Origin of the sequence: [Pantoea] beijingensis (assembly GCF_022647505.1) — a bacterium.
In the GTDB taxonomy this organism is placed as follows: domain Bacteria; phylum Pseudomonadota; class Gammaproteobacteria; order Enterobacterales; family Enterobacteriaceae; genus Erwinia; species Erwinia beijingensis.
This window is the reverse complement of sequence record NZ_CP071409.1, coordinates 1333279-1351753: the sequence shown is the minus strand read 5'-3', so window position 1 is coordinate 1351753 and position 18475 is coordinate 1333279. Positions and strand designations below refer to the sequence as shown.

General features: G+C 51.4%; 15 protein-coding genes. 4 read left to right on the top strand and 11 right to left on the bottom strand.

Annotation, left to right across the window (positions count from 1 at the left end; all coding sequences use genetic code 11):
- Positions 1 to 156 precede the first annotated feature (156 nt).
- Both nrdB and yfaE read left to right on the top strand, forming a co-directional pair.
- Entirely contained in the window at positions 157 to 1287 is a 1131-nt protein-coding gene (gene nrdB, locus J1C60_RS06090; RefSeq protein WP_128178749.1) for a class Ia ribonucleoside-diphosphate reductase subunit beta, read from the top strand.
- 5 nt (positions 1288 to 1292) lie between these two features.
- Positions 1293 to 1553 (top strand): class I ribonucleotide reductase maintenance protein YfaE, encoded by a 261-nt coding sequence (gene yfaE / locus J1C60_RS06085; protein ID WP_128178748.1) that lies wholly within the window; start codon positions 1293 to 1295, stop codon positions 1551 to 1553.
- Between the two features lie 365 nt (positions 1554 to 1918).
- On the opposite strand, the gene J1C60_RS06080 is transcribed toward yfaE, so the two are convergent.
- Positions 1919 to 3124 carry a nicotinamide mononucleotide deamidase-related protein YfaY gene (locus J1C60_RS06080; RefSeq protein ID WP_128178747.1) on the bottom strand — a complete coding sequence of 402 codons (1206 nt, stop codon included), beginning with the start codon at positions 3122 to 3124 and terminating at the stop codon, positions 1919 to 1921.
- A gap of 341 nt (positions 3125 to 3465) precedes the next feature.
- Here J1C60_RS06080 and J1C60_RS06075 point away from each other — a divergent pair, with 341 nt between their 5' ends.
- Positions 3466 to 4902: a catalase gene (locus J1C60_RS06075; protein ID WP_164877296.1), complete on the top strand. Its 1437-nt coding sequence runs from the start codon at positions 3466 to 3468 to the stop codon at positions 4900 to 4902.
- Here the strand turns inward: J1C60_RS06075 and menE are convergent.
- The 7 genes from menE to elaB form a co-directional block, all read right to left on the bottom strand.
- Positions 4899 to 6305, bottom strand: coding sequence for an o-succinylbenzoate--CoA ligase (gene menE, locus J1C60_RS06070; protein WP_128178745.1), 1407 nt, complete (start codon positions 6303 to 6305; stop codon positions 4899 to 4901). The genes J1C60_RS06075 and menE overlap by 4 nt on opposite strands.
- Positions 6293 to 7264 carry an o-succinylbenzoate synthase gene (gene menC, locus J1C60_RS06065; RefSeq protein WP_128178744.1) on the bottom strand — a complete coding sequence of 324 codons (972 nt, stop codon included), beginning with the start codon at positions 7262 to 7264 and terminating at the stop codon, positions 6293 to 6295. Before menC ends, menE begins: the two co-directional genes overlap by 13 nt.
- Positions 7261 to 8115 (bottom strand): 1,4-dihydroxy-2-naphthoyl-CoA synthase, encoded by an 855-nt coding sequence (gene menB / locus J1C60_RS06060; protein ID WP_128178743.1) that lies wholly within the window; start codon positions 8113 to 8115, stop codon positions 7261 to 7263. Before menB ends, menC begins: the two co-directional genes overlap by 4 nt.
- Positions 8116 to 8200: 85 nt before the next feature.
- Positions 8201 to 8965: a 2-succinyl-6-hydroxy-2,4-cyclohexadiene-1-carboxylate synthase gene (gene menH / locus J1C60_RS06055; protein WP_164877295.1), complete on the bottom strand. Its 765-nt coding sequence runs from the start codon at positions 8963 to 8965 to the stop codon at positions 8201 to 8203.
- Positions 8962 to 10629, bottom strand: coding sequence for a 2-succinyl-5-enolpyruvyl-6-hydroxy-3-cyclohexene-1-carboxylic-acid synthase (gene menD / locus J1C60_RS06050; protein ID WP_128178742.1), 1668 nt, complete (start codon positions 10627 to 10629; stop codon positions 8962 to 8964). Before menD ends, menH begins: the two co-directional genes overlap by 4 nt.
- Before the next feature lie 128 nt (positions 10630 to 10757).
- Positions 10758 to 12077, bottom strand: coding sequence for an isochorismate synthase MenF (menF, locus tag J1C60_RS06045; protein ID WP_375139778.1), 1320 nt, complete (start codon positions 12075 to 12077; stop codon positions 10758 to 10760).
- A gap of 140 nt (positions 12078 to 12217) precedes the next feature.
- Positions 12218 to 12529, bottom strand: a complete 312-nt coding sequence (elaB, locus tag J1C60_RS06040; RefSeq protein WP_128178741.1) for a stress response protein ElaB — start codon at positions 12527 to 12529, stop codon at positions 12218 to 12220.
- 378 nt (positions 12530 to 12907) lie between these two features.
- On the opposite strand from elaB, the gene J1C60_RS06035 reads away from it, so the two are divergent.
- Positions 12908 to 14566: a glucan biosynthesis protein D gene (locus J1C60_RS06035; RefSeq protein WP_128178740.1), complete on the top strand. Its 1659-nt coding sequence runs from the start codon at positions 12908 to 12910 to the stop codon at positions 14564 to 14566.
- Positions 14567 to 14778: 212 nt separating this feature from the next.
- Here J1C60_RS06035 and J1C60_RS06030 read toward each other — a convergent pair whose 3' ends face one another.
- From J1C60_RS06030 to nuoM, 3 genes are all read right to left on the bottom strand, one after another.
- Positions 14779 to 15243 carry a GNAT family N-acetyltransferase gene (locus J1C60_RS06030; protein ID WP_128178739.1) on the bottom strand — a complete coding sequence of 155 codons (465 nt, stop codon included), beginning with the start codon at positions 15241 to 15243 and terminating at the stop codon, positions 14779 to 14781.
- A gap of 188 nt (positions 15244 to 15431) precedes the next feature.
- A complete protein-coding gene (gene nuoN / locus J1C60_RS06025) occupies positions 15432 to 16889 on the bottom strand; it encodes an NADH-quinone oxidoreductase subunit NuoN (RefSeq protein ID WP_128178738.1) in 1458 nt (485 codons plus the stop codon).
- A 6-nt stretch (positions 16890 to 16895) separates the two neighbouring features.
- Entirely contained in the window at positions 16896 to 18416 is a 1521-nt protein-coding gene (gene nuoM, locus J1C60_RS06020; RefSeq protein ID WP_128178737.1) for an NADH-quinone oxidoreductase subunit M, read from the bottom strand.
- Positions 18417 to 18475: the final 59 nt, after the last annotated feature.

The window sequence follows — 18475 nt, the reverse complement described above, 5'->3', positions numbered from 1 at the left end:
CGGGCCAGACAGGTACCCGGCGGCGTCAGCATTGCAGTACGAAAATCAGCCCGAGTCGATGCACAATTCAACGATTCGGGCAAACTCCGTCTTCTGCATCGTGATGACATCACAGCAAAATGGTACGCTTCAGCCCGTTATTATTAGGTTCACATAATGGCTTACACTACGTTCTCACAAAATAAAAACAACCAGTTGGATGAACCGATGTTTTTCGGTCAACCAGTTAACGTTGCACGTTATGACCAGCAGAAATATGACATCTTCGAAAAGCTTATCGAAAAACAGCTCTCTTTCTTCTGGCGTCCTGAAGAGGTAGATGTCTCACGCGATCGCATCGACTATCAAGGCCTACCCGATCACGAAAAACATATTTTTATCAGCAACCTGAAATATCAGACGCTACTTGACTCCATCCAGGGCCGCAGCCCAAATGTCGCGTTACTGCCGTTGATTTCGATTCCCGAGCTGGAAACCTGGGTGGAAACCTGGGCGTTTTCTGAAACTATCCATTCGCGCTCTTACACCCATATCATTCGTAATATCGTTAACGATCCCGCGCTGGTGTTTGACGATATCGTGACTAATGAGCAGATCCTTTCCCGTGCAAAAGATATCTCCAGCTATTACGACGATCTGATCGAGATGACCAGCTATTGGCATCTGTTAGGCGAAGGTACCCACCAGGTCAATGGTAAAAACGTTACGGTAAGCCTGCGAGAACTGAAAAAGCAGCTCTATCTCTGCCTGATGAGCGTGAATGCACTGGAAGCCATTCGCTTTTATGTCAGCTTTGCCTGTTCTTTCGCCTTTGCCGAGCGCGAGCTCATGGAAGGTAATGCCAAAATTATCCGCCTTATCGCCCGTGATGAGGCGCTTCATTTGACCGGTACGCAGCATATGCTGAACCTGATGCGCAGTGGCGAAGACGACCCGGAAATGGCGGAGATCGCTAAAGAATGTCGCCAACAATGCTATGACCTGTTTGTACTGGCAGCACAGCAGGAGAAGGAGTGGGCGGAATATCTGTTCCAGGATGGTTCAATGATTGGTCTGAATAAAGATATTCTTTGCCAATATATTGAGTACATCACTAATATCCGCATGAATGCGGTTGGCCTTGATCTTCCCTTTGAAACGCGTTCTAACCCGATCCCGTGGATTAACTCATGGCTGGTGTCTGACAATGTGCAGGTAGCCCCGCAGGAAGTCGAGGTGAGTTCTTATCTGGTTGGCCAGATCGACTCTGAAGTTGGCGAAGATGACTTTAACGATTTCCAGCTGTAACTGAGATGGCCGGACCGATTATCACGTTACGCACTACGGGTGCACAGTTGCGATGTGATGATGCCCATACCTCGCTGCTTGATACGCTGGAGTCGCATAACCTTTGCGTGGAGTATCAGTGCCGTGAAGGCTACTGCGGTTCCTGTCGCACACGCTTACTGAAAGGTGAGGTGTGCTATGTGGCACAGCCGCTGGCATTTGTGCAGGATGGTGAGATTCTACCCTGCTGCTGCAAAGCAAAAGGTGATATAGAGATCGAGCTGTAGGTTGGCGGGAGTGGTTGCAGCCTCCTGGCTGCTTCAGGTAAATCATCTATACCCTGAATAATTCGGTTTTTGCATTAAGGCGGCGACACAGGCCATCCCCGGGAGCTGACTGAAGTCGGTGACCGGGGTGAATGAAGAAAGCCAACACTCCTCTCGCCACGTCCATGCGGCTCGTCCTGGAAGCGCGTTCAGCCAGGGCCAGGGATGGGTCTTAACATCGCGAATGGGGCGTCAGGAAGCGGCGTTTTCGAAAGAGCATGCGAAGCGGGCGAGAAGGCTGTCGAAAAGCGCGAGTGCAGAGCCGGCGCTAACCGGCTCTGCCTGGTCATCCGAAGGATGAACGGAACACCGTTGACAGTAAGCTCTCAACCCTGGCTGGGCAATATCGTCTCTACTACATCAATCCAGCCATGACCACTGGTCACTTCCATCCCTTTTAACCAGCGGCGCAGCATATTCATCGCCATTATGGCAGCCACCTCCTGCCGCGTTTTCAAATTATGGCGGCCCGTACTAAAAGCAACACGTTGCGCGAAAGTTCCATCCGGCGTATGCAATGCAAAATCTACCCGATCTTCATGATAACTCCCAACGCCAATCGCCAGTGCAGTTCCCCGATCCCGAGCCAGATGGGCAATGCGTTCAGCCAACTGGTGTAACGTTTCCTCATGCGAAGGCAAAACCTGCCCGGCTGCCAGTACAAGTGCCGCCGATGCAAGCTGCCATTGTAATAAGCCTGCCGTAAATTGCTCACTCACGCTTAGCGCCAGGCCTCTTTCACGCAGATATCGCGCCAGCAAAGCCGGTAATCCTTCTGTACCCTCAAAAATGATCGATTCCGCCGTAATGGAGCGAACCTGCTGCCACACTTGCTCCATCGCCTCGCGTTGTACTGCTGGCCCGGTAAGTTTTATCTCGATAATCGGCATAGAGGAGCGATATCCCATCACTACACCAACCGGCAAATCCAGCGGTTCCAACTGCATTGCCAAATCACTCTCTCCACGCCCAAACGTAGTCAGACGCAGGCAAACAGGTGGCTCAGGCAAGATATAGTGCTGTCGGAGTCGTGGTACTATTTGCTGCTCCACCATCACTTTGAATTCCGATGGCACACCCGGCGTAAAAAATATCCAACAGCGGTTGAGATGGATCGCAAAGCCACAGGCGGTACCTACCGGATTATCCACCAACTCCGCGCCTGCCGGGATCTCCGCCTGTTTGCGATTACTTGGCGCCATAGGACGACCTCGTCCGGCAAAATAAGCCTCCATTTTTGCCAGCCAGCCTTGATTGAGCTCCAGCGTAACGCCCATTGCAGTCGCCGCAGCCTGCGCGCTAAGATCATCACTGGTTGGCCCTAATCCACCATTCACAATGAGTACATCGGCAATTTTGCTGCGCTCCGTCAAGGCAACAACCAGCGCCTCAAGGCTGTCTCCGACCGTTGAGCGGCTGCTCATCGGTAAACCCTGCTGAAAAAGAACATCGGCAAGCCAGGCAGCATTAGTATCAACAATTTGTCCGTGTAACACTTCATCGCCCGTCGAAAGCATTTCAACTCTAATCACAGCTATCTCCTGTTGGGTACATACGGATACATGAATTTTTGTTATTCGATTTTTATGTTTTTACCGTAGCGAGAACCCGCGGTAACGTAAATAGCAAAACGCGCGCTGCGCATTCAATAGCAACAAATAGTTGTTCCAGCAGCCGCGCCATAACTGGTCTACATTATCAACGTCCCCAATGTGATTGAGTTGTTTTAGAGATGGCAGTAATAGCTTCAGCCAGATTGCCAGGGATCATAGTTCCGCCACACAATGAACTGCACAATAGATGTTTCTAGCTAATCCTGGGGTTTACATCGAATAATGTCTAATCCTGACCTATTCAAAAGGGAGCAATCATAATGAGCAAAAAAGGCCTCACCACCGCCTCCGGCGCGCCCGTCGCCCATAATAATAACTCGATGACGGCAGGACGCCGTGGTCCACTGCTACTGCAGGATGTGTGGTTATTAGAAAAGTTGGCACATTTCGATCGTGAAGTTATCCCGGAACGCCGGATGCATGCGAAAGGTTCAGGTGCCTACGGTACTTTCACTGTTACCCAAGACATTACACGCTTTACTCGCGCCAAAATTTTCTCTGAAGTGGGTAAGCAAACTGAGTTGTTCATTCGTTTCTCCACCGTCGCCGGTGAACGTGGAGGCGCTGATGCTGAGCGTGATATCCGTGGCTTTTCACTGAAATTCTATACTGAAGAAGGCAATTGGGATCTGGTGGGGAACAATACCCCCGTTTTCTATCTGCGCGATCCGTTAAAATTCCCCGATCTCAACCATGTAGTCAAACGCGATCCACGTACTAACCTGCGTAACCCGACCTATAAATGGGACTTTTTCTCCCAATTACCGGAAGCGCTGCACCAGTTGACTATTGATTTTAGCGATCGCGGCCTGCCAAATTCCTATCGCCACGTGCATGGTTTCGGTAGCCATACTTACAGTTTTATCAACGATCAGCAGCAACGCTTCTGGGTAAAATTCCATATGAAATGCCAGCAGGGTATCCAAAACCTGATGGATGACGAAGCGGAAACGTTAATCGGTAAGGATCGCGAGAGCTCACAGCGCGACCTCTATGACGCTATTGAGCGTGGCGATTTCCCGCGCTGGAAATTTTATGTGCAGGTCATGCCAGAAGCTGAAGCCTCACAAACGCCTTATAATCCGTTTGATCTCACCAAAGTGTGGCCACACGGTGATTACCCGCTAATTGAAGTGGGTGAGTTTGCCCTGAACCGTAACCCTGAAAACTATTTTGCTGAAGTTGAACAAGTGGCGATGAGCCCCGCCAACGTCGTACCCGGCATTGGTTTTTCCCCGGACCGCATGCTACAGGGCCGCTTGTTCTCGTATGGCGATGCCCACCGCTACCGTTTAGGCGTAAATCATCATCAAATCCCGGTAAACGCGCCAAAATGTCCGTTCCATAACTACCACCGTGACGGCGCGATGCGCATTGATGGTAACAGCGGCAATGGCGCAACCTATGAACCAAATAGCTTTAACGTGTTTCAGGAACAACCAGACTACAGCGAGCCGCCTCTGTCGCTGGAAGGGGCTGCCGATCACTGGAATCATCGTGAAGACGAGGATTATTTCAGTCAGCCGCGCGCACTGTTCAATCTTCTGAGTGAAGAAGAGCACCAGCGTATGTTTCAACGCATCGCAGGAGAATTGAGCCAGGTACCTGAATTTATCCAGCAACGGCAGATCGCTCTATTCCGTCAGGTTGATGAAACCTATGGCGCGGGTGTGGAAAACGCATTAAAAGCGCGTTAGTCACACACACCAGGGCGGAGTAGCGTCCCGCCCTGTTCTGACCGATGATGTAGCCATTGTCGGAGTGACTGGCGCGAAATTTTAATGCCGCCATTATTGAGCGATGCCGGTAGCAAATACCATGCTACCGGCTGCTGAAAGCCTGCCAGCCTGCTTTTTGCCCATTCTGCCAATACTGCTACGGACAATCCGTCCCTGATTTCCACCAGCGCCACCGGACGTTGTCCGAACTCACGATCGTCCTGAGGAATAATAAATACCTGACTAACCGCGGGATGCTGTAACAATACCTGTTCGATCTGTTCGGGCTGAATCCCCTCACCGCCGCTGAAAAACTGGTTGTCCAGCCGGCCAATGACCTGCAGCTCTCCTTCATACCAACAACCGCGATCCCGAGTATGTAGCCAGCCATGATTATCCACAACCGGTTGTAATGTACCGTTCTGCCAGTAGCCACAGGAGAGTATTGCTGAACGTAGCCATATTTCTCCATCAACCAAACTCACCTCACGCCCTTCAAGCGGAATCCCTACCCCCTCTCTGCCATTAGCACGTTTAGCGGTAATGGTCGATGCGGCTTCCGTCATGCCGTAACCGTACCAGCAGCGGACACCTGCTTTTTCAGCCCGTTCGATCAGCGTCGTTGCACAGGGTGCACCGCCAAGTAACACCGTCGTCAGCGATGTCACACCACGATTCTGCTGTAGGATGCGCCATAGTTGCGTTGGCACCAGCGAAGCAAAACTGCATATTTTCAGCGCTTGCGTCAGCGTTCTGTTGTCCTGCAGCACCAGCGATGCCCCCACTAATAACCAGCGCCAGACAATACCCTGCCCTGAAACATGGAATAACGGCAGCGAAAGTAACCAGCGATCGCTGGCAGTAAAACCAAGTAGTTTTGTCACGCCGGCAGCGTTGGCAAGGTGTGCAGTAAACGTGTGAGCCGCCGCTTTAGGAGGCCCACTGGAGCCCGAAGTTAACGTCAGCGTGGCAATACTTTCCGGTTCCCAATCGATCTGCAAATACCCCTCTTTTTCGGTCATGCGCAAAGGGAGGATAGGTAATGGCAATATTGGCGCGTCAAGGCACAGTGAGAAATCAATATTGAGGGAGGGCAATAATGTACGCAAAAGCAGATCGGGCAACTGTGGATTCAACGGCAGTAAGCGCGCACCGCACTGTAACAATGCCAGATAAGCCAGTAAGGTCGCTTCACTGTTGCGTCCTTTAAGCACCACACCACTGCCGACACGCACGCCCTGCTGACGAAATCCAACCGCCAGCCGATCGATACGCTGCGCTAATTGTTGCCAATTCAGGCACATGCCGTCCACGATCAGTGCCGGTGATTCAGGCTTACATTGTGCCCAATGACGCCACGGCCAGTTGTTTAACCGTGCCACAGGCACTCCAGATCATCCACTGTCTTAAGAGGCTGCGAACTACCGGGCCAGGGACGCTGAAGCTGATGCGTCATCAGTTCCAACGTATCTAAACCAGGTACAACCTCCGGCGTTAACCACTGCGCCAATCGCGCCAATTGTGTCAGACCAAGGCTCGACTCCAGCGAGGAACTCATCACGGCAGCCAACCCCTGTTGCCGTGCAACGGCAATGATATGTTCAACCTCTGCAATACTGCCGATTAAAGTCGGTTTGATTATAAGGGCGTTAACCCCAGGTGCCGCCTGGGGTTGGAAACCTGCTTCTCGCACGCTTTCATCCCATGCGATGGCAATAGCGCTTTCTTTAGCAAATTGACAAGACGCTTCGGGGGTATGGCAAGGTTCTTCAAGAAACGCAATACGGTTGCGTAAGGTCGGGTCCACATGTCGCGCAAATTGTCGCGCTTTATCCAGCGTCCAGCTACGATTTGCATCAAGGCGTAATTGTAACGTCGGCAGTGCTTCCAACAGGTAGTTCACCATCATGCCATCGCGCACTGGCTCGTACAGGCCGACTTTAACCTTACCGATACAGTACGGCTGCTGCGCCAAACGAATTAACAATTCATCTGGATCGCCAGTACACAGTATCGCGCTATGATAATTCCCCTTAAGCGGTAACGTCTCCGCAACCTCAGCAAGAGCGCAGCTTAGCCCAAACGCAGCTGACGGTAGCATGCAGTTAGCTGGAAGCCCCCCCTGACACCATGTAGTCAGCCATCGTATGGCCGCGTTTATCGCTTCATCAAGAGATTCCCGGCTAAAGCCCGGCAGCGGGGCTATCTCCCCCCAGCCTTCACGCTCGCCGTCACGCATCCGCACAATCACCCCGTCACGATACCTCAGCCGTTGCTCACGCAGAACGACACCGGCCTCCATTGGCAACGCATAGCGCCAGATAGCCGCGTCGCGCTTCATGGGTTTCGCTTAAATTTACGAAAGTCGGGCTGACGCTTTTGATTAAATGCGTTGCGTCCCTCTTGGCCCTCTTCCGTCATATAGAACAACATCGTCGCGTTTCCGGCCAGCTCCTGTAAACCCGCCTGACCATCACAGTCAGCATTCAGCGCAGCCTTCAGGCAGCGCAGCGCCATAGGGCTATTCTCCAGTATTTCACGACACCAGCGTACCGTCTCTTTCTCGAGTTCAGGCAGCGCAACCACCGCATTGACTAATCCCATATTCAGTGCCTGCTGCGCATTATACTTACGGCACAGAAACCAAATTTCACGTGCCTTTTTCTGCCCCACAATTCGTGCCATATAGGCGGCTCCCCATCCCCCATCAAAAGAGCCCACTTTGGGTCCGGTTTGACCAAACTGTGCATTGTCAGCCGCGATAGTCAGATCACACAGCATATGCAATACGTGTCCACCACCAACCGCGTACCCCGCAACCATCGCCACAATGGGCTTTGGACATGTCCGAATCTGCCGCTGAAAATCCAGCACATTAAGGTGATGAACGCCATGCTCATCCTGATAGCCACCGTAATCACCCCGGATCTTCTGATCCCCTCCCGCACAAAACGCCTGCTCACCAGCGCCCGTCAGGATAATGACGCCGATCCCTTCATCATATCGAGCATCATTAAGCGCCAGCATCATTTCCTGTACCGTTAATGGGCGAAAAGCATTACGAACTTCCGGGCGATTAAGGGTAATTTTGGCAATGCCGTCAGCGGACTTATGGTATTGAATATCACTAAAATCACCGCTGCAGTCATGCCACTCTACCCGTGCATACAGCGACTCATCGGGATAAATCATTTCAGTTCCTCAAAATAATGAATCAAAAATGCATCAGTCATTTGAACGGACAACAAGGTCACGGCAACCGACTGCCCGCAACGCTTTACCTGCCGATAATCTGTGTCAGGAGTTGAGCATATGCCGCAGGATTAGCGCGATGTGCATTGTGTCCGGCGGCCGTAACAGTATGTAACGGTAACGCCATTTCCCGGGCAAACTGCTGGTACTGGCTATCCCTTTCTCCGCACAAATAACTGAAAGGGAGCCGCAGCTGATGCAGTTCTGGTAGCAGATCGGGCTGGCGAGAAAGCGAGGTTGCTTCCAGCATGTCGGCCAGAGCCGGGGCATATCCCCCGGCGCGATCGCCGATCACCTGCTGACGCTCCCGTGGCAGCATTTCCGCAAATATCGGCTGGCAATACCACGCTTCCAGCGTTTGTCGCAGTGGCTGGGTCCTGAAACGTTGCGCCCATTCTTTGTCCTTTCTTTGACGCTGGTGTCGAGCCATTTCATCACTCAACCCGGTATGGCCCGCTTCAACAATCAGCCCGCAGAGCCCATCCGCTCGATTACGACACGCATAGTGCATCGCAACACGGCCGCCAAGCGAATAACCAATAAGCCAGTAATGCGATATCTGATGTGCCATCAGCGTCTGGTTAATTCGCTGGCATAGTTCGTCAAAACCGCTAACACGCTGCCCGCTTGAACCACCGTGACCGGGTAAATCAATACTTAATCGCGGCCAGTCGCCAAACGCACGCTGAACCTTATCCCAATCGCTGGCGTTGCCAAGGAAACCATGAAGCCAAATCAATGTCGGCTTACCGCTGTGGCGCTTACCCTGCCAACGCGCATGTAACATCATAATTTTTCAGCCCATTGCACTAATGACGCTAAAGTTTGCGCCCCCTCTTCAGGCACAACGTTTAGCTCAATTAACGTTACACCGCCCTGCGACCAGCCACGATCGACACATTGATTTAACGCATCCCAACTAGCCGGGCACGAATATTGGAGCCCAAATAGAGCAGCAGCGTGCTCGAAGCTAATATGCTGCGGCATCGAAAAGAAGCGCTCCCGCGTTTCTACTGGCGTAGGTAATAAAGAAAAAATTTGCCCACCATTGTTATTAATGACCAGCAAGATCAGCGGAGCCGGCGGCTGCCGTAGCAAAGCAAGGGCATTAAGATCGTAAAGCATAGAAATGTCCCCCAGCACTATCAGCATCGGACGCGGTATACCACGCTGAACACCTGCCGCCGTTGACAGCAAACCATCAATACCGCTGGCCCCCCGATTTCCATATACAGGACAGTTGGCAGGAAGCTGAGCAAATGCATCAATAAGCCGGACTATCAGACTATTTCCCAGGAATAGCAGCCCCTCCTTTGGCAGGAGCTCAGGGAGCCTTCGCGCGAGTCCCGCCTCACCAAAAGCCTCGGTTGCGGTATGTACTGCATTTTTTACGTGCATAGACAATGCATGCAAACGATCGGCCCACGGGGCATGCGGCTGCGCGGGGTGATCATCCAGCCACTCATTGATATTGGCAACGATGCGGCAGCCGGAGTGATGGGCAGGATCGCGCCGACCCGGGACACGATCAATCAGCCAGAACATTGCTGGTTTAATCTGTTCCTGCCAACGCAAAAGCCGTTTGCCCGTCAGGCTGGTGCCAAATTGAATGACGATTTGCGCCTGTGCCAGCGTCTGCTGCGCATCATGATTCGCCAGCCAAAGATCGGCACAAGGTAACGGCTGACCGCTTTGTGAAAAAGCATCGCCCAACACTGGCCAGCCGAGCTTATGCGCCCATTCAGCAACCCGCCGCCCTTGCCCAGTTCCGAGTTTTCCGGCAATTACCACGCCACGTTTTTGCTGCCAGACATTCCAGTCCGGCTGTATTGATCGCGATACTCTTTGGCTGTGCCTTACCCAAGGCTGCGAACATTGCCACCAGTCCCCCAGCGATTCTCGCCAGGATATAAACTCACCATTGTCATCACCATATAAAGGCTCAGCAAAAGGGCAATTGATGTGCATTGAGCCAAACTCATGCTGATACAGCAGGTTATCGATCGCCGCAACCAACCAAGGTGCGGCGATATCTGCCGTGGGGCGAGGTAAGTTGAGCGTGGCAGCGTGGCCAGCAAAAATAGCGGTTTGTTCTATGGCCTGATTTGCACCACAGTCAATGAGTTCAGCAGGACGATCCGCCGTCAGCAACACCAACCTTTCACCGCTTAATCCCGCCTCAATGATGGCTGGGTAAAGGTTAGCGACAGCGGTACCTGAGGTGACAATTACCGCCACTGGTTGCTGGCTTGATTTGGCCAGCCCCAATGCCAGGTGACCCAGCCCACGTTCATCAAAATGCGTATGGCAGGACAATTTGGGATTGACAGCTGCCGCTAGCGTCAGTGGAGCAGAACGTGAACCGGGTGCGATACAGATGTGATGGATACCATGACGCGTTAAGGCTTCAACAATAACTTCCGCCCAACGGTGATTGAAGGTGCTTATCGACATACCCCATCCCAATCAAAAAGCGAAACCGATACGTATTATAAGTAGATGAACGCACGCAAATGTTGATATAGGCCAGTATTACCTATGAAGAGGTAGTTGTATGTTGCACGGATTCGATTACCTTACCATCAGGCTTGAACCTCTTTTTTCAGGATATCCACAACTGCTGCGTCATACAGTAAGGAAGCTAGCGCAGCAGCTTTATTCTCAATCTCCTGCCACTCCCTTTCGGCATCCGAGCCCGCGACTATACCCGCCCCGGCATAAAGCCGTACGCAACGATCGTGCACAAATGCCGAACGTAACGAAACGCTAAATTCACTGCGTTGACGTGACAGATAACCCAACGTTCCGGCATACCATTCGCGAGGAAAAGACTCATATCGGGAGATGAAATCGCGCGCTCGGTTGCGCGGTACTCCCGCAACAGCGGCAGTGGGCTGTAATCGAGACAGGCAAAGCGCATCGTTTATCTGACGCAGTTGACCATGAATACGCCGGCGTAAATGCTGAACATTACGCAGACGAATAATTTCAGGGGCCATTAGCGCCAGTCCGGAAACGATGCTCTGTAAACGCTGGCAAATATCCTCCACCACCAGCATATTTTCATGCTGATTTTTATCATCATGGCGTAGCCAAAACGCATACTGCTCTGCAAGCTCATTATCAGGTGGATTAGCGACAGTACCAGCCAATGCCTCAGTAAATAGCTCCGTTTGCTGGCGCAAGAAAAGTCGCTCGGGAGTCGAGCCGATAAATGCCTGATGTTGATCAAATGCCAGCAAGAAATGATAACAGCCCTGATTAACCGCACGGCTAGCCGCAAGCAGTGAGACGGGAGAGACCGCTGAGGTGAATTGCAGGTCGGTTGCCCGCGCCAGTACCACCTTTTCCATCGAACCTTTTAAAATTGCATCCGTCGCCTGCTCAACAAGCTGGATCCACTCTGGCTTATCAGGATGGTGCTGACGATGGCATAACGAAAGTGATAAAGGAGGCAGCGGCTGCCATGGCCGTAAAGCAGTAAGAAATATTTGTGCGCGCAAAATATCGTCAGACAGCGATGTTTCGCTGCACAGCGTCAGAATGAGAGAACATTCTTTACCACGACGCTGCCACATCAGACGTGGCAAAAACAGAAAACCATGTTCACCAGCGAAATCATTAGCCCCCCAGATCTGCACGTTGGCGGGAAGCCATCTGGAAAACGCCTGCGCCTGATGGATATCATCAAAATGCATCACTTCGCCACAGGCCGCTACTGCTGCTCGCTCATTACGATGCATCATATACAGCTGGGGCCAACAATGTTGCGCACCCAGCCAGGCGAGCGCATCTTCCTCATCGGAAAGTGCGATACAAATTTGGCGGCAACCTGCTTCGTTATAACGGATATTTTGCAGTTCTTGTTGTAACTGTGCTATCGCTGCTGAAAAAGTCATCACTTTTGCCTCCATTGTTCATGAAGAGTCAGCAATGGTAATCGCGAGCAGGCTAACGAATCTTGATATGGGGCAGAGAAAGCGACGAGAAGATCACAAAGAGAATACGGGCCGAAGGGGTCGGCCCGAAAAACTGCCGACGGTTAACGCCGAGCCAGTAATAATCCAATAACCAAACCAACAGTGGCACCGACACCAATACCGTGCCATGGCTTTTCATGCACATAATCATCGGCAGTGTAAACGGCCTGTTTAGCACGATAATAATAGGTATCCGACGCTTCGCTAAGGCGCGATTTAACATCATGCAGCGCCTGTTCTGCCTTTGTCTTAAGCTCAATATATTTTTGATCGGCAGGATCACCTGAGGATTTCAGAACTTCTTCAAGCGTTTCGGTTAACAGCGTCAGATCGTCATCCAGACGGGACTCATTTGGTTCAGTTGATGTAGCCATTTCCTTCCTCCGTGTGCGAACAATATGAATGTCTATCCCCAATAATTGAAACAGTACTCAAACTGCTTCAAGTACGATGAGTCTGTTAATTATAGACAGTTTTCACCTCCTTGCCTGGTAACCTCCCCAGGAACGGACTGAAAATGGCTGGACGAATCGTGGCATGTATGAAGGTAAAGCACGTTAAATTTGCGGTAAAGACTGATGAAAAATCTTCGTTTATTGCTTTTATCTGATAAATTTCCTAAAGAGTGAATTTTTATAACAACAGGCTGTCGTATCCCCCTGTAACCCGAGTTTAAGCGGGCAATGCAAACGGGTGCAGAAGCGCACGACAGTCACTACAAACTCCGTTCAGCAAAGGAAAAGATTTCTGGCATGAATCGAAGAATGTTTATGAAAGCGTCAATGGCATTCGCTACCGTTAGCGGTATGTCCGGCTTATCCACGCTATTTGCGCAGTCCGCCTGGGCTGATACCGATATTGCGGACGGCACTGCGGTGCGATTTGACTTTGACGTCCTGAAAAAAATGGCCTCAGGAATGGCAAAACAACCTTGGGGAGGTGCTCCGGGCTCGCTGCCTGAAACGCTCGCAACAATGACGCCGCAGGCGTATAACGCCATTCAATACGATGCCAATCATTCCCTATGGAATGCCATTCCCGACCGTGAACTGGATGTGCAATTCTTCCACGTCGGAATGGGGTTTAAGCGTCGCATTCGTATGTTTTCCGTCGATGCGGGTAGCCGCGAAGCACGTGAAATACATTTTCGTCCGGAACTGTTTAATTACAATAATGCGAAAGTTGACACCCGCCAACTGGAAGGCAAAAGCGATCTTGGCTTCGCCGGTTTTCGCGCCTTTAAGAAACCGGAGCTGGCAAGCAGGGATATCGTCTCGTTCCTGGGCGCCAGCTACTTCCGTGCTGTAGATGATACTTACCAATATGGCCTTTCCGCTCGCGGCATTGCGGTGAATACATTTAGCAATGGGCAGGAAGAGTTCCCTGATTTTACTGCGTTCTGGTTTGAAACACCGGCTGCAGACGATACAACATTTACCGTTTATGCCCTGCTTGATGGCCCCAGCGCCACTGGTGCCTATAAATTCATTATTGATTGCGAAGAAAAGCGCGTGGTAATGGAGATAGAGAACCATTTATATGCACGTAAAGATATCAAGCAGCTTGGCATTGCACCGATGACCAGTATGTTCAGTTGTGGGACCAATGAGCGTCGCATGTGCGATACGATCCATCCACAGATCCATGATTCCGATCGTCTCGCGATGTGGACCGGCGAGGGGGAGTGGATCTGCCGCCCGTTGAATAATCCCCAAAAGCTACAATTCAACGCCTACCAGGACAATAACCCACGCGGGTTTGGCCTGTTGCAATTGAATCACGATTTCAAAGATTACCAGGACGTTATCGGCTGGTATAACAAACGGCCCAGCTTGTGGGTGGAGCCAGTTGGCAAATGGGGTAAAGGCGCGATTAACCTGATGGAGATCCCCACGACTGGCGAAACGCTGGATAATGTGGTTTGTTTCTGGCAACCGGAAGAGCCAATAAAAGCAGGAAGTGAATACAATTTCCATTACAAACTGTACTGGAGCAGTTTACCACCGGTACGTAGTGGATTGGCGCGGGTCGATGCGACTCGCACCGGTATGGGGGGGTTCCCCGAGGGCTGGGCACCAGGTGAAAACTATCCCGAGGTGTGGGCCCGTCGCTTTGCTGTCGATTTCGTTGGTGGTGATTTAAAAGCGGCTGCGCCGAAAGGGATTGAGCCGGTGATTACCGTATCGTCCGGTACTTTTAAGCAGGTAGAAATCCTCTACGTTGAGCCACTGGACGGTTATCGTATTTTGTTTGACTGGTATCCAGACAGTGACGCAACCACACCCGTTGATATGCGCCTGTTCCTGCGCTCTGGCAGCGAAACGTTAACAGAAACCTGGCTGTATCAATACTTCCCGCCACCACCTGACAAGCGCAGGTACGTCGACGATCGTCAAATGCATCCGGATTGATCATTAAGCAGGCTGCCGTTATGGCAGCCTGCTGCAAGAAGGGTTGCAGCGGCCTGGCTACTTCAGGTTTAGCGCATACTTCGCTCGCTGGCGGGATTACCGCCTGACTCTGCTTTCGTGCTGGCGAACGACAAGGGCCGGCAGTCGCCCCGGCCCTGCCTGGTCATCCGCAGGATGAACGGAATGGCTTTTAGCCGTTAGGTCCCGAAGTGCTATCCACCTGAACGGCCGAAGCACATACCAATATGCGGAATATCATCTTCCAGGTAAACCTCCGTCACAGCAGAAAATCCCAGACGCCCATAAAAACCTTGCAGATGTGCCTGTGCCGATAGGTAAATAGCACTTCCCGGCCAGTGCAGCTCACAGCTGCTCATCGCCTGTTCCATAACGCGGTAACCCAAACTTAAACCACGCGCTTCTGGTGACACCAGCACGCGCCCAATCTTTACTGGTTGTCCGTTATCTTCAGGCGTGAGAATACGTGCACAAGCAACAATATTATTCTCCAGAAAGCCCAGAATATGACGATTATCCTCAGCCAGATCTGCGCCATCAATATCCTGATAAACACAGTTTTGCTCAACGATAAACACCGCATTACGTAACGCCAGCATCGCGTAGAGCTGAGGGACATCTAACTCTCTGTGGTGTAAATCCTGCCATATCACATCCATTTCTCCCCCCGAATACCATCAATATCAGCCCACTATAGCGTTATCAACACTGGCAAACCGTAATCAATCAGCGACTTTTTTATCAAATTATTGTCATCAGCATAAATAACGGACAAAAAAAATCAGGCTCAGCTGAGCCTGATTTCTATTTGATTGCGGCCGATCGTCATAACCAGCGCATTCGAGGATTACATCAACGGCTGCGCCATTTGTACCAGATTGATCAACGGCTGCGGGTAAATACCTAACAGCAATACCAGAATCGCGGAGATCAATACTACAATGCCGCCTGCAGTGAATGCCCAATTCGCTGGGGTATCACGTTTCAGTAATTCTGGTGGGCTGAGATACAAGCTAACGGTCACACGCAGATAGTAATACAAACCGATCGCACTACCCAATACCACCGCCGCCGTCAGCCACCACAAGTGTGCATTCACACCCACAGCGATAACGTAGAACTTACCAATAAAGCCCAGCGTCATTGGAATACCGGCCAGTGACAGCATCATTACAGTCATCGCCGCGGACAAAATCGGACGATGCCAAAACAGACCACGGTAAGAGTAAAGTGAATCTGCATCAGGACCGCGGTAAGGGCTGGACATCAGGCTAACCACGCCGAACGCACCCAGGCTACTGAAGAGATAACCAGCCAGATAAACACCCACAGTTTCCAACGACAACTGATGCGTATGCACCGCAATCAATGCAACCAGCAGATAACCTAAATGGGCAATAGAGGAATACCCCAGCAGACGCTTAATGTTGCTTTGCGAAATCGCCATCAGGTTACCAAACAGGATGGAGACGAAAGCAATAATACCAAGCACGGTACGTACCGCTTCGCTATCGGTCACAGGCGCATACATAAACAGACGCATTACCACACCGAAAATCGCAATCTTGCTGGCGGTAGCAAGGAAAGTCGATACCGGCGCTGGCGCGCCTTGGTAGACGTCTGGCGTCCAGAGATGGAATGGCACCAGCGACAATTTAAAGCCCAAACCGACAATCATCATTCCCAGTCCAGCCAACAGCAAAGGCTGATGCAATATACTGTCGCTCAGACTTTTCCCTAACGCCACAAAGCTCAAGTTGCCAGAGTCAGCATACACCAGCGCCATGCCAAAGAGCAGGAATGACGAAGCCGCAGCAGAGAGAATGGTATATTTAATTGCCGCTTCAAGGGATCGTTTCTGGCGGAACGCATAGCCGATCAAGCCAAATAACGGCAGTGAAATGAGCTCAATACCAATGAACAGTGAAGCAAGATGGTTGGCACTTGCCAGCACCACTCCGCCAAGTGCCGCAATCAGCACCAGCAGATAGAACTCTTCACGATTATCGGTGTAACCCTCCAGCCATGGATAAGCAAACGTACAGGTTGCAAGACTGGCGAGTATCACCAGCCCGGTATACAACATTGAGTACCCGTCGACACGCAGTAACGGTGTGACGTCCATCGGGCCAGCCTGGCCAACAAAATAGAGTGAAAACAGCGCAAGGTTCAGACCGACCACTGCCAGCGTAGCGTTGACGAAGTGGTTGCGTCGCCACGCAATGGACAGCATCACAACCACCACCGTCAATCCGACGATCAACAGCGGTAGGAGCGCGATCAATTGTTGAGGAGTTATTGTCATGGCGAATTACGGCCTTGTAGTTGAAATTGAAGCGGTAAACCACTGCTGAATGTTACTCATTGCAGCATGTGAGGTGTCCAGAATCGGCTGAGGATACACACCCACCAGCACCAGCAGAACCACCAGCACCATAATCATCAGAAACTCGCGAGGCGTCATTCCCTTCAGCGGCTTATCTGATTTCGGTGCACCATAGTAGGCACGCTGCATCATGATTAACGAGTAAACGGAAGCGAACACCAGGCCGAACGTACCGATAATAATAATTAGCGGTGCAACCTTGAAGCTGCCGACCAGAATCATAAATTCGCCAACGAAGTTCCCCGTACCCGGCATCCCCAGATTAGCGACGGCAAAGAATAACGACAGGCCCGGCAGCCACTTGATGCGTGACCATAACCCACCCATTTCACGCATATCACGCGTGTGCAGGCGTTCGTATAACTGACCGCACAAAATAAACAATGCGGAAGCTGAAAGGCCATGCGCAATCATCTGAATCACCGCGCCCTGATAGGCTAACTGGCTTCCTGTATAGATCGCTATAAGTACGAAACCCATATGGGAAACAGAGGTGTAGGCGATCAGACGCTTGATATCAGTCTGCGAGAATGCCATCCAGGCGCCGTAGAAGATCCCTATGATACCCAGCCACATTGCTACAGGCGCAAACTCGGCGGAAGCATTCGGAAACAGAGGCAAGCTGAAACGCAACAGACCATAAGCCGCGGTTTTCAACAGAATCCCCGCAAGGTCCACAGAGCCCGCAGTTGGAGCCTGGCTGTGTGCATCGGGTAACCAGCCATGCAACGGCACAACCGGCATTTTTACCGCAAACGCGATAAAGAATCCCAACATCAGCAAGTATTCTACACCGTGCGACATCGGCGTTTTCAGCAGTTCTTCGTAGTTAAAGGTCCACACGCCCGTTGCGTTATAGTGAACGAAGACTAAGCCAAGGATCGCGATCAACATCACCAGGCCGCTGGACTGAGTGTAAATGAAGAACTTGGTCGCGGCGCTGATACGCGTTTTACCATCAGAAGCTTTATGACCCCACAGTGCGATGAGGAAATACATCGGCACCAGCATCATTTCCCAGAAGAAGAAGAACAGGAATAAATCGATGGAAAGAAACACACCGATAACGCCACCCAGAATCCACAGCAAATTCAGGTGGAAGAAGCCCTGATACTTATCAATCTCGTTCCAGGAACAGAGGATTGCCATCAGCCCCAGCAGCCCGGTTAACACCACCATCAGCAGTGACAGACCATCAAGCGCAAGGTGGAAGCTAATACCAAAACGTGGGATCCACGGCACGGAGAATTCTGATTGCCACTGCGGTAAACCCGCAGCCTGCGTCAGTGAATAACCTCCCTGCATCCAAAGTTGCAGTGAAAGCACCAGCGTCAGGCCCATCGCGATCAAAGCTATCCAGCGTGGTGCTTTTACCCCGAAACGCTCAGACTGCCAGCACAGCAGGCCGCCGACAAATGGGATAAATATAAGCCAAGGTAATAACATGGCGGGTCTTTCCCTTCTTTTGTCCCCGTCTGGGCTATCTTGCCCGGAAATCCGCTCAC

What these genes read in the sequence shown, in the direction of transcription:
- nuoN (WP_128178738.1), bottom strand. Translation starts at nt 16,889, where the DNA reads ATGACAATAACTCCTCAACAATTGATCGCGCTCCTACCGCTGTTGATC.
- J1C60_RS06075 (WP_164877296.1), top strand. Translation starts at nt 3,466, where the DNA reads ATGAGCAAAAAAGGCCTCACCACCGCCTCCGGCGCGCCCGTCGCCCAT.
- menD (WP_128178742.1), bottom strand. Translation starts at nt 10,629, where the DNA reads ATGTCGATAAGCACCTTCAATCACCGTTGGGCGGAAGTTATTGTTGAA.
- elaB (WP_128178741.1), bottom strand. Translation starts at nt 12,529, where the DNA reads ATGGCTACATCAACTGAACCAAATGAGTCCCGTCTGGATGACGATCTG.
- J1C60_RS06035 (WP_128178740.1), top strand. Translation starts at nt 12,908, where the DNA reads ATGAATCGAAGAATGTTTATGAAAGCGTCAATGGCATTCGCTACCGTT.
- menH (WP_164877295.1), bottom strand. Translation starts at nt 8,965, where the DNA reads ATGATGTTACATGCGCGTTGGCAGGGTAAGCGCCACAGCGGTAAGCCG.
- menC (WP_128178744.1), bottom strand. Translation starts at nt 7,264, where the DNA reads ATGAAGCGCGACGCGGCTATCTGGCGCTATGCGTTGCCAATGGAGGCC.
- nrdB (WP_128178749.1), top strand. Translation starts at nt 157, where the DNA reads ATGGCTTACACTACGTTCTCACAAAATAAAAACAACCAGTTGGATGAA.
- J1C60_RS06030 (WP_128178739.1), bottom strand. Translation starts at nt 15,243, where the DNA reads ATGGATGTGATATGGCAGGATTTACACCACAGAGAGTTAGATGTCCCT.
- yfaE (WP_128178748.1), top strand. Translation starts at nt 1,293, where the DNA reads ATGGCCGGACCGATTATCACGTTACGCACTACGGGTGCACAGTTGCGA.
- nuoM (WP_128178737.1), bottom strand. Translation starts at nt 18,416, where the DNA reads ATGTTATTACCTTGGCTTATATTTATCCCATTTGTCGGCGGCCTGCTG.
- menB (WP_128178743.1), bottom strand. Translation starts at nt 8,115, where the DNA reads ATGATTTATCCCGATGAGTCGCTGTATGCACGGGTAGAGTGGCATGAC.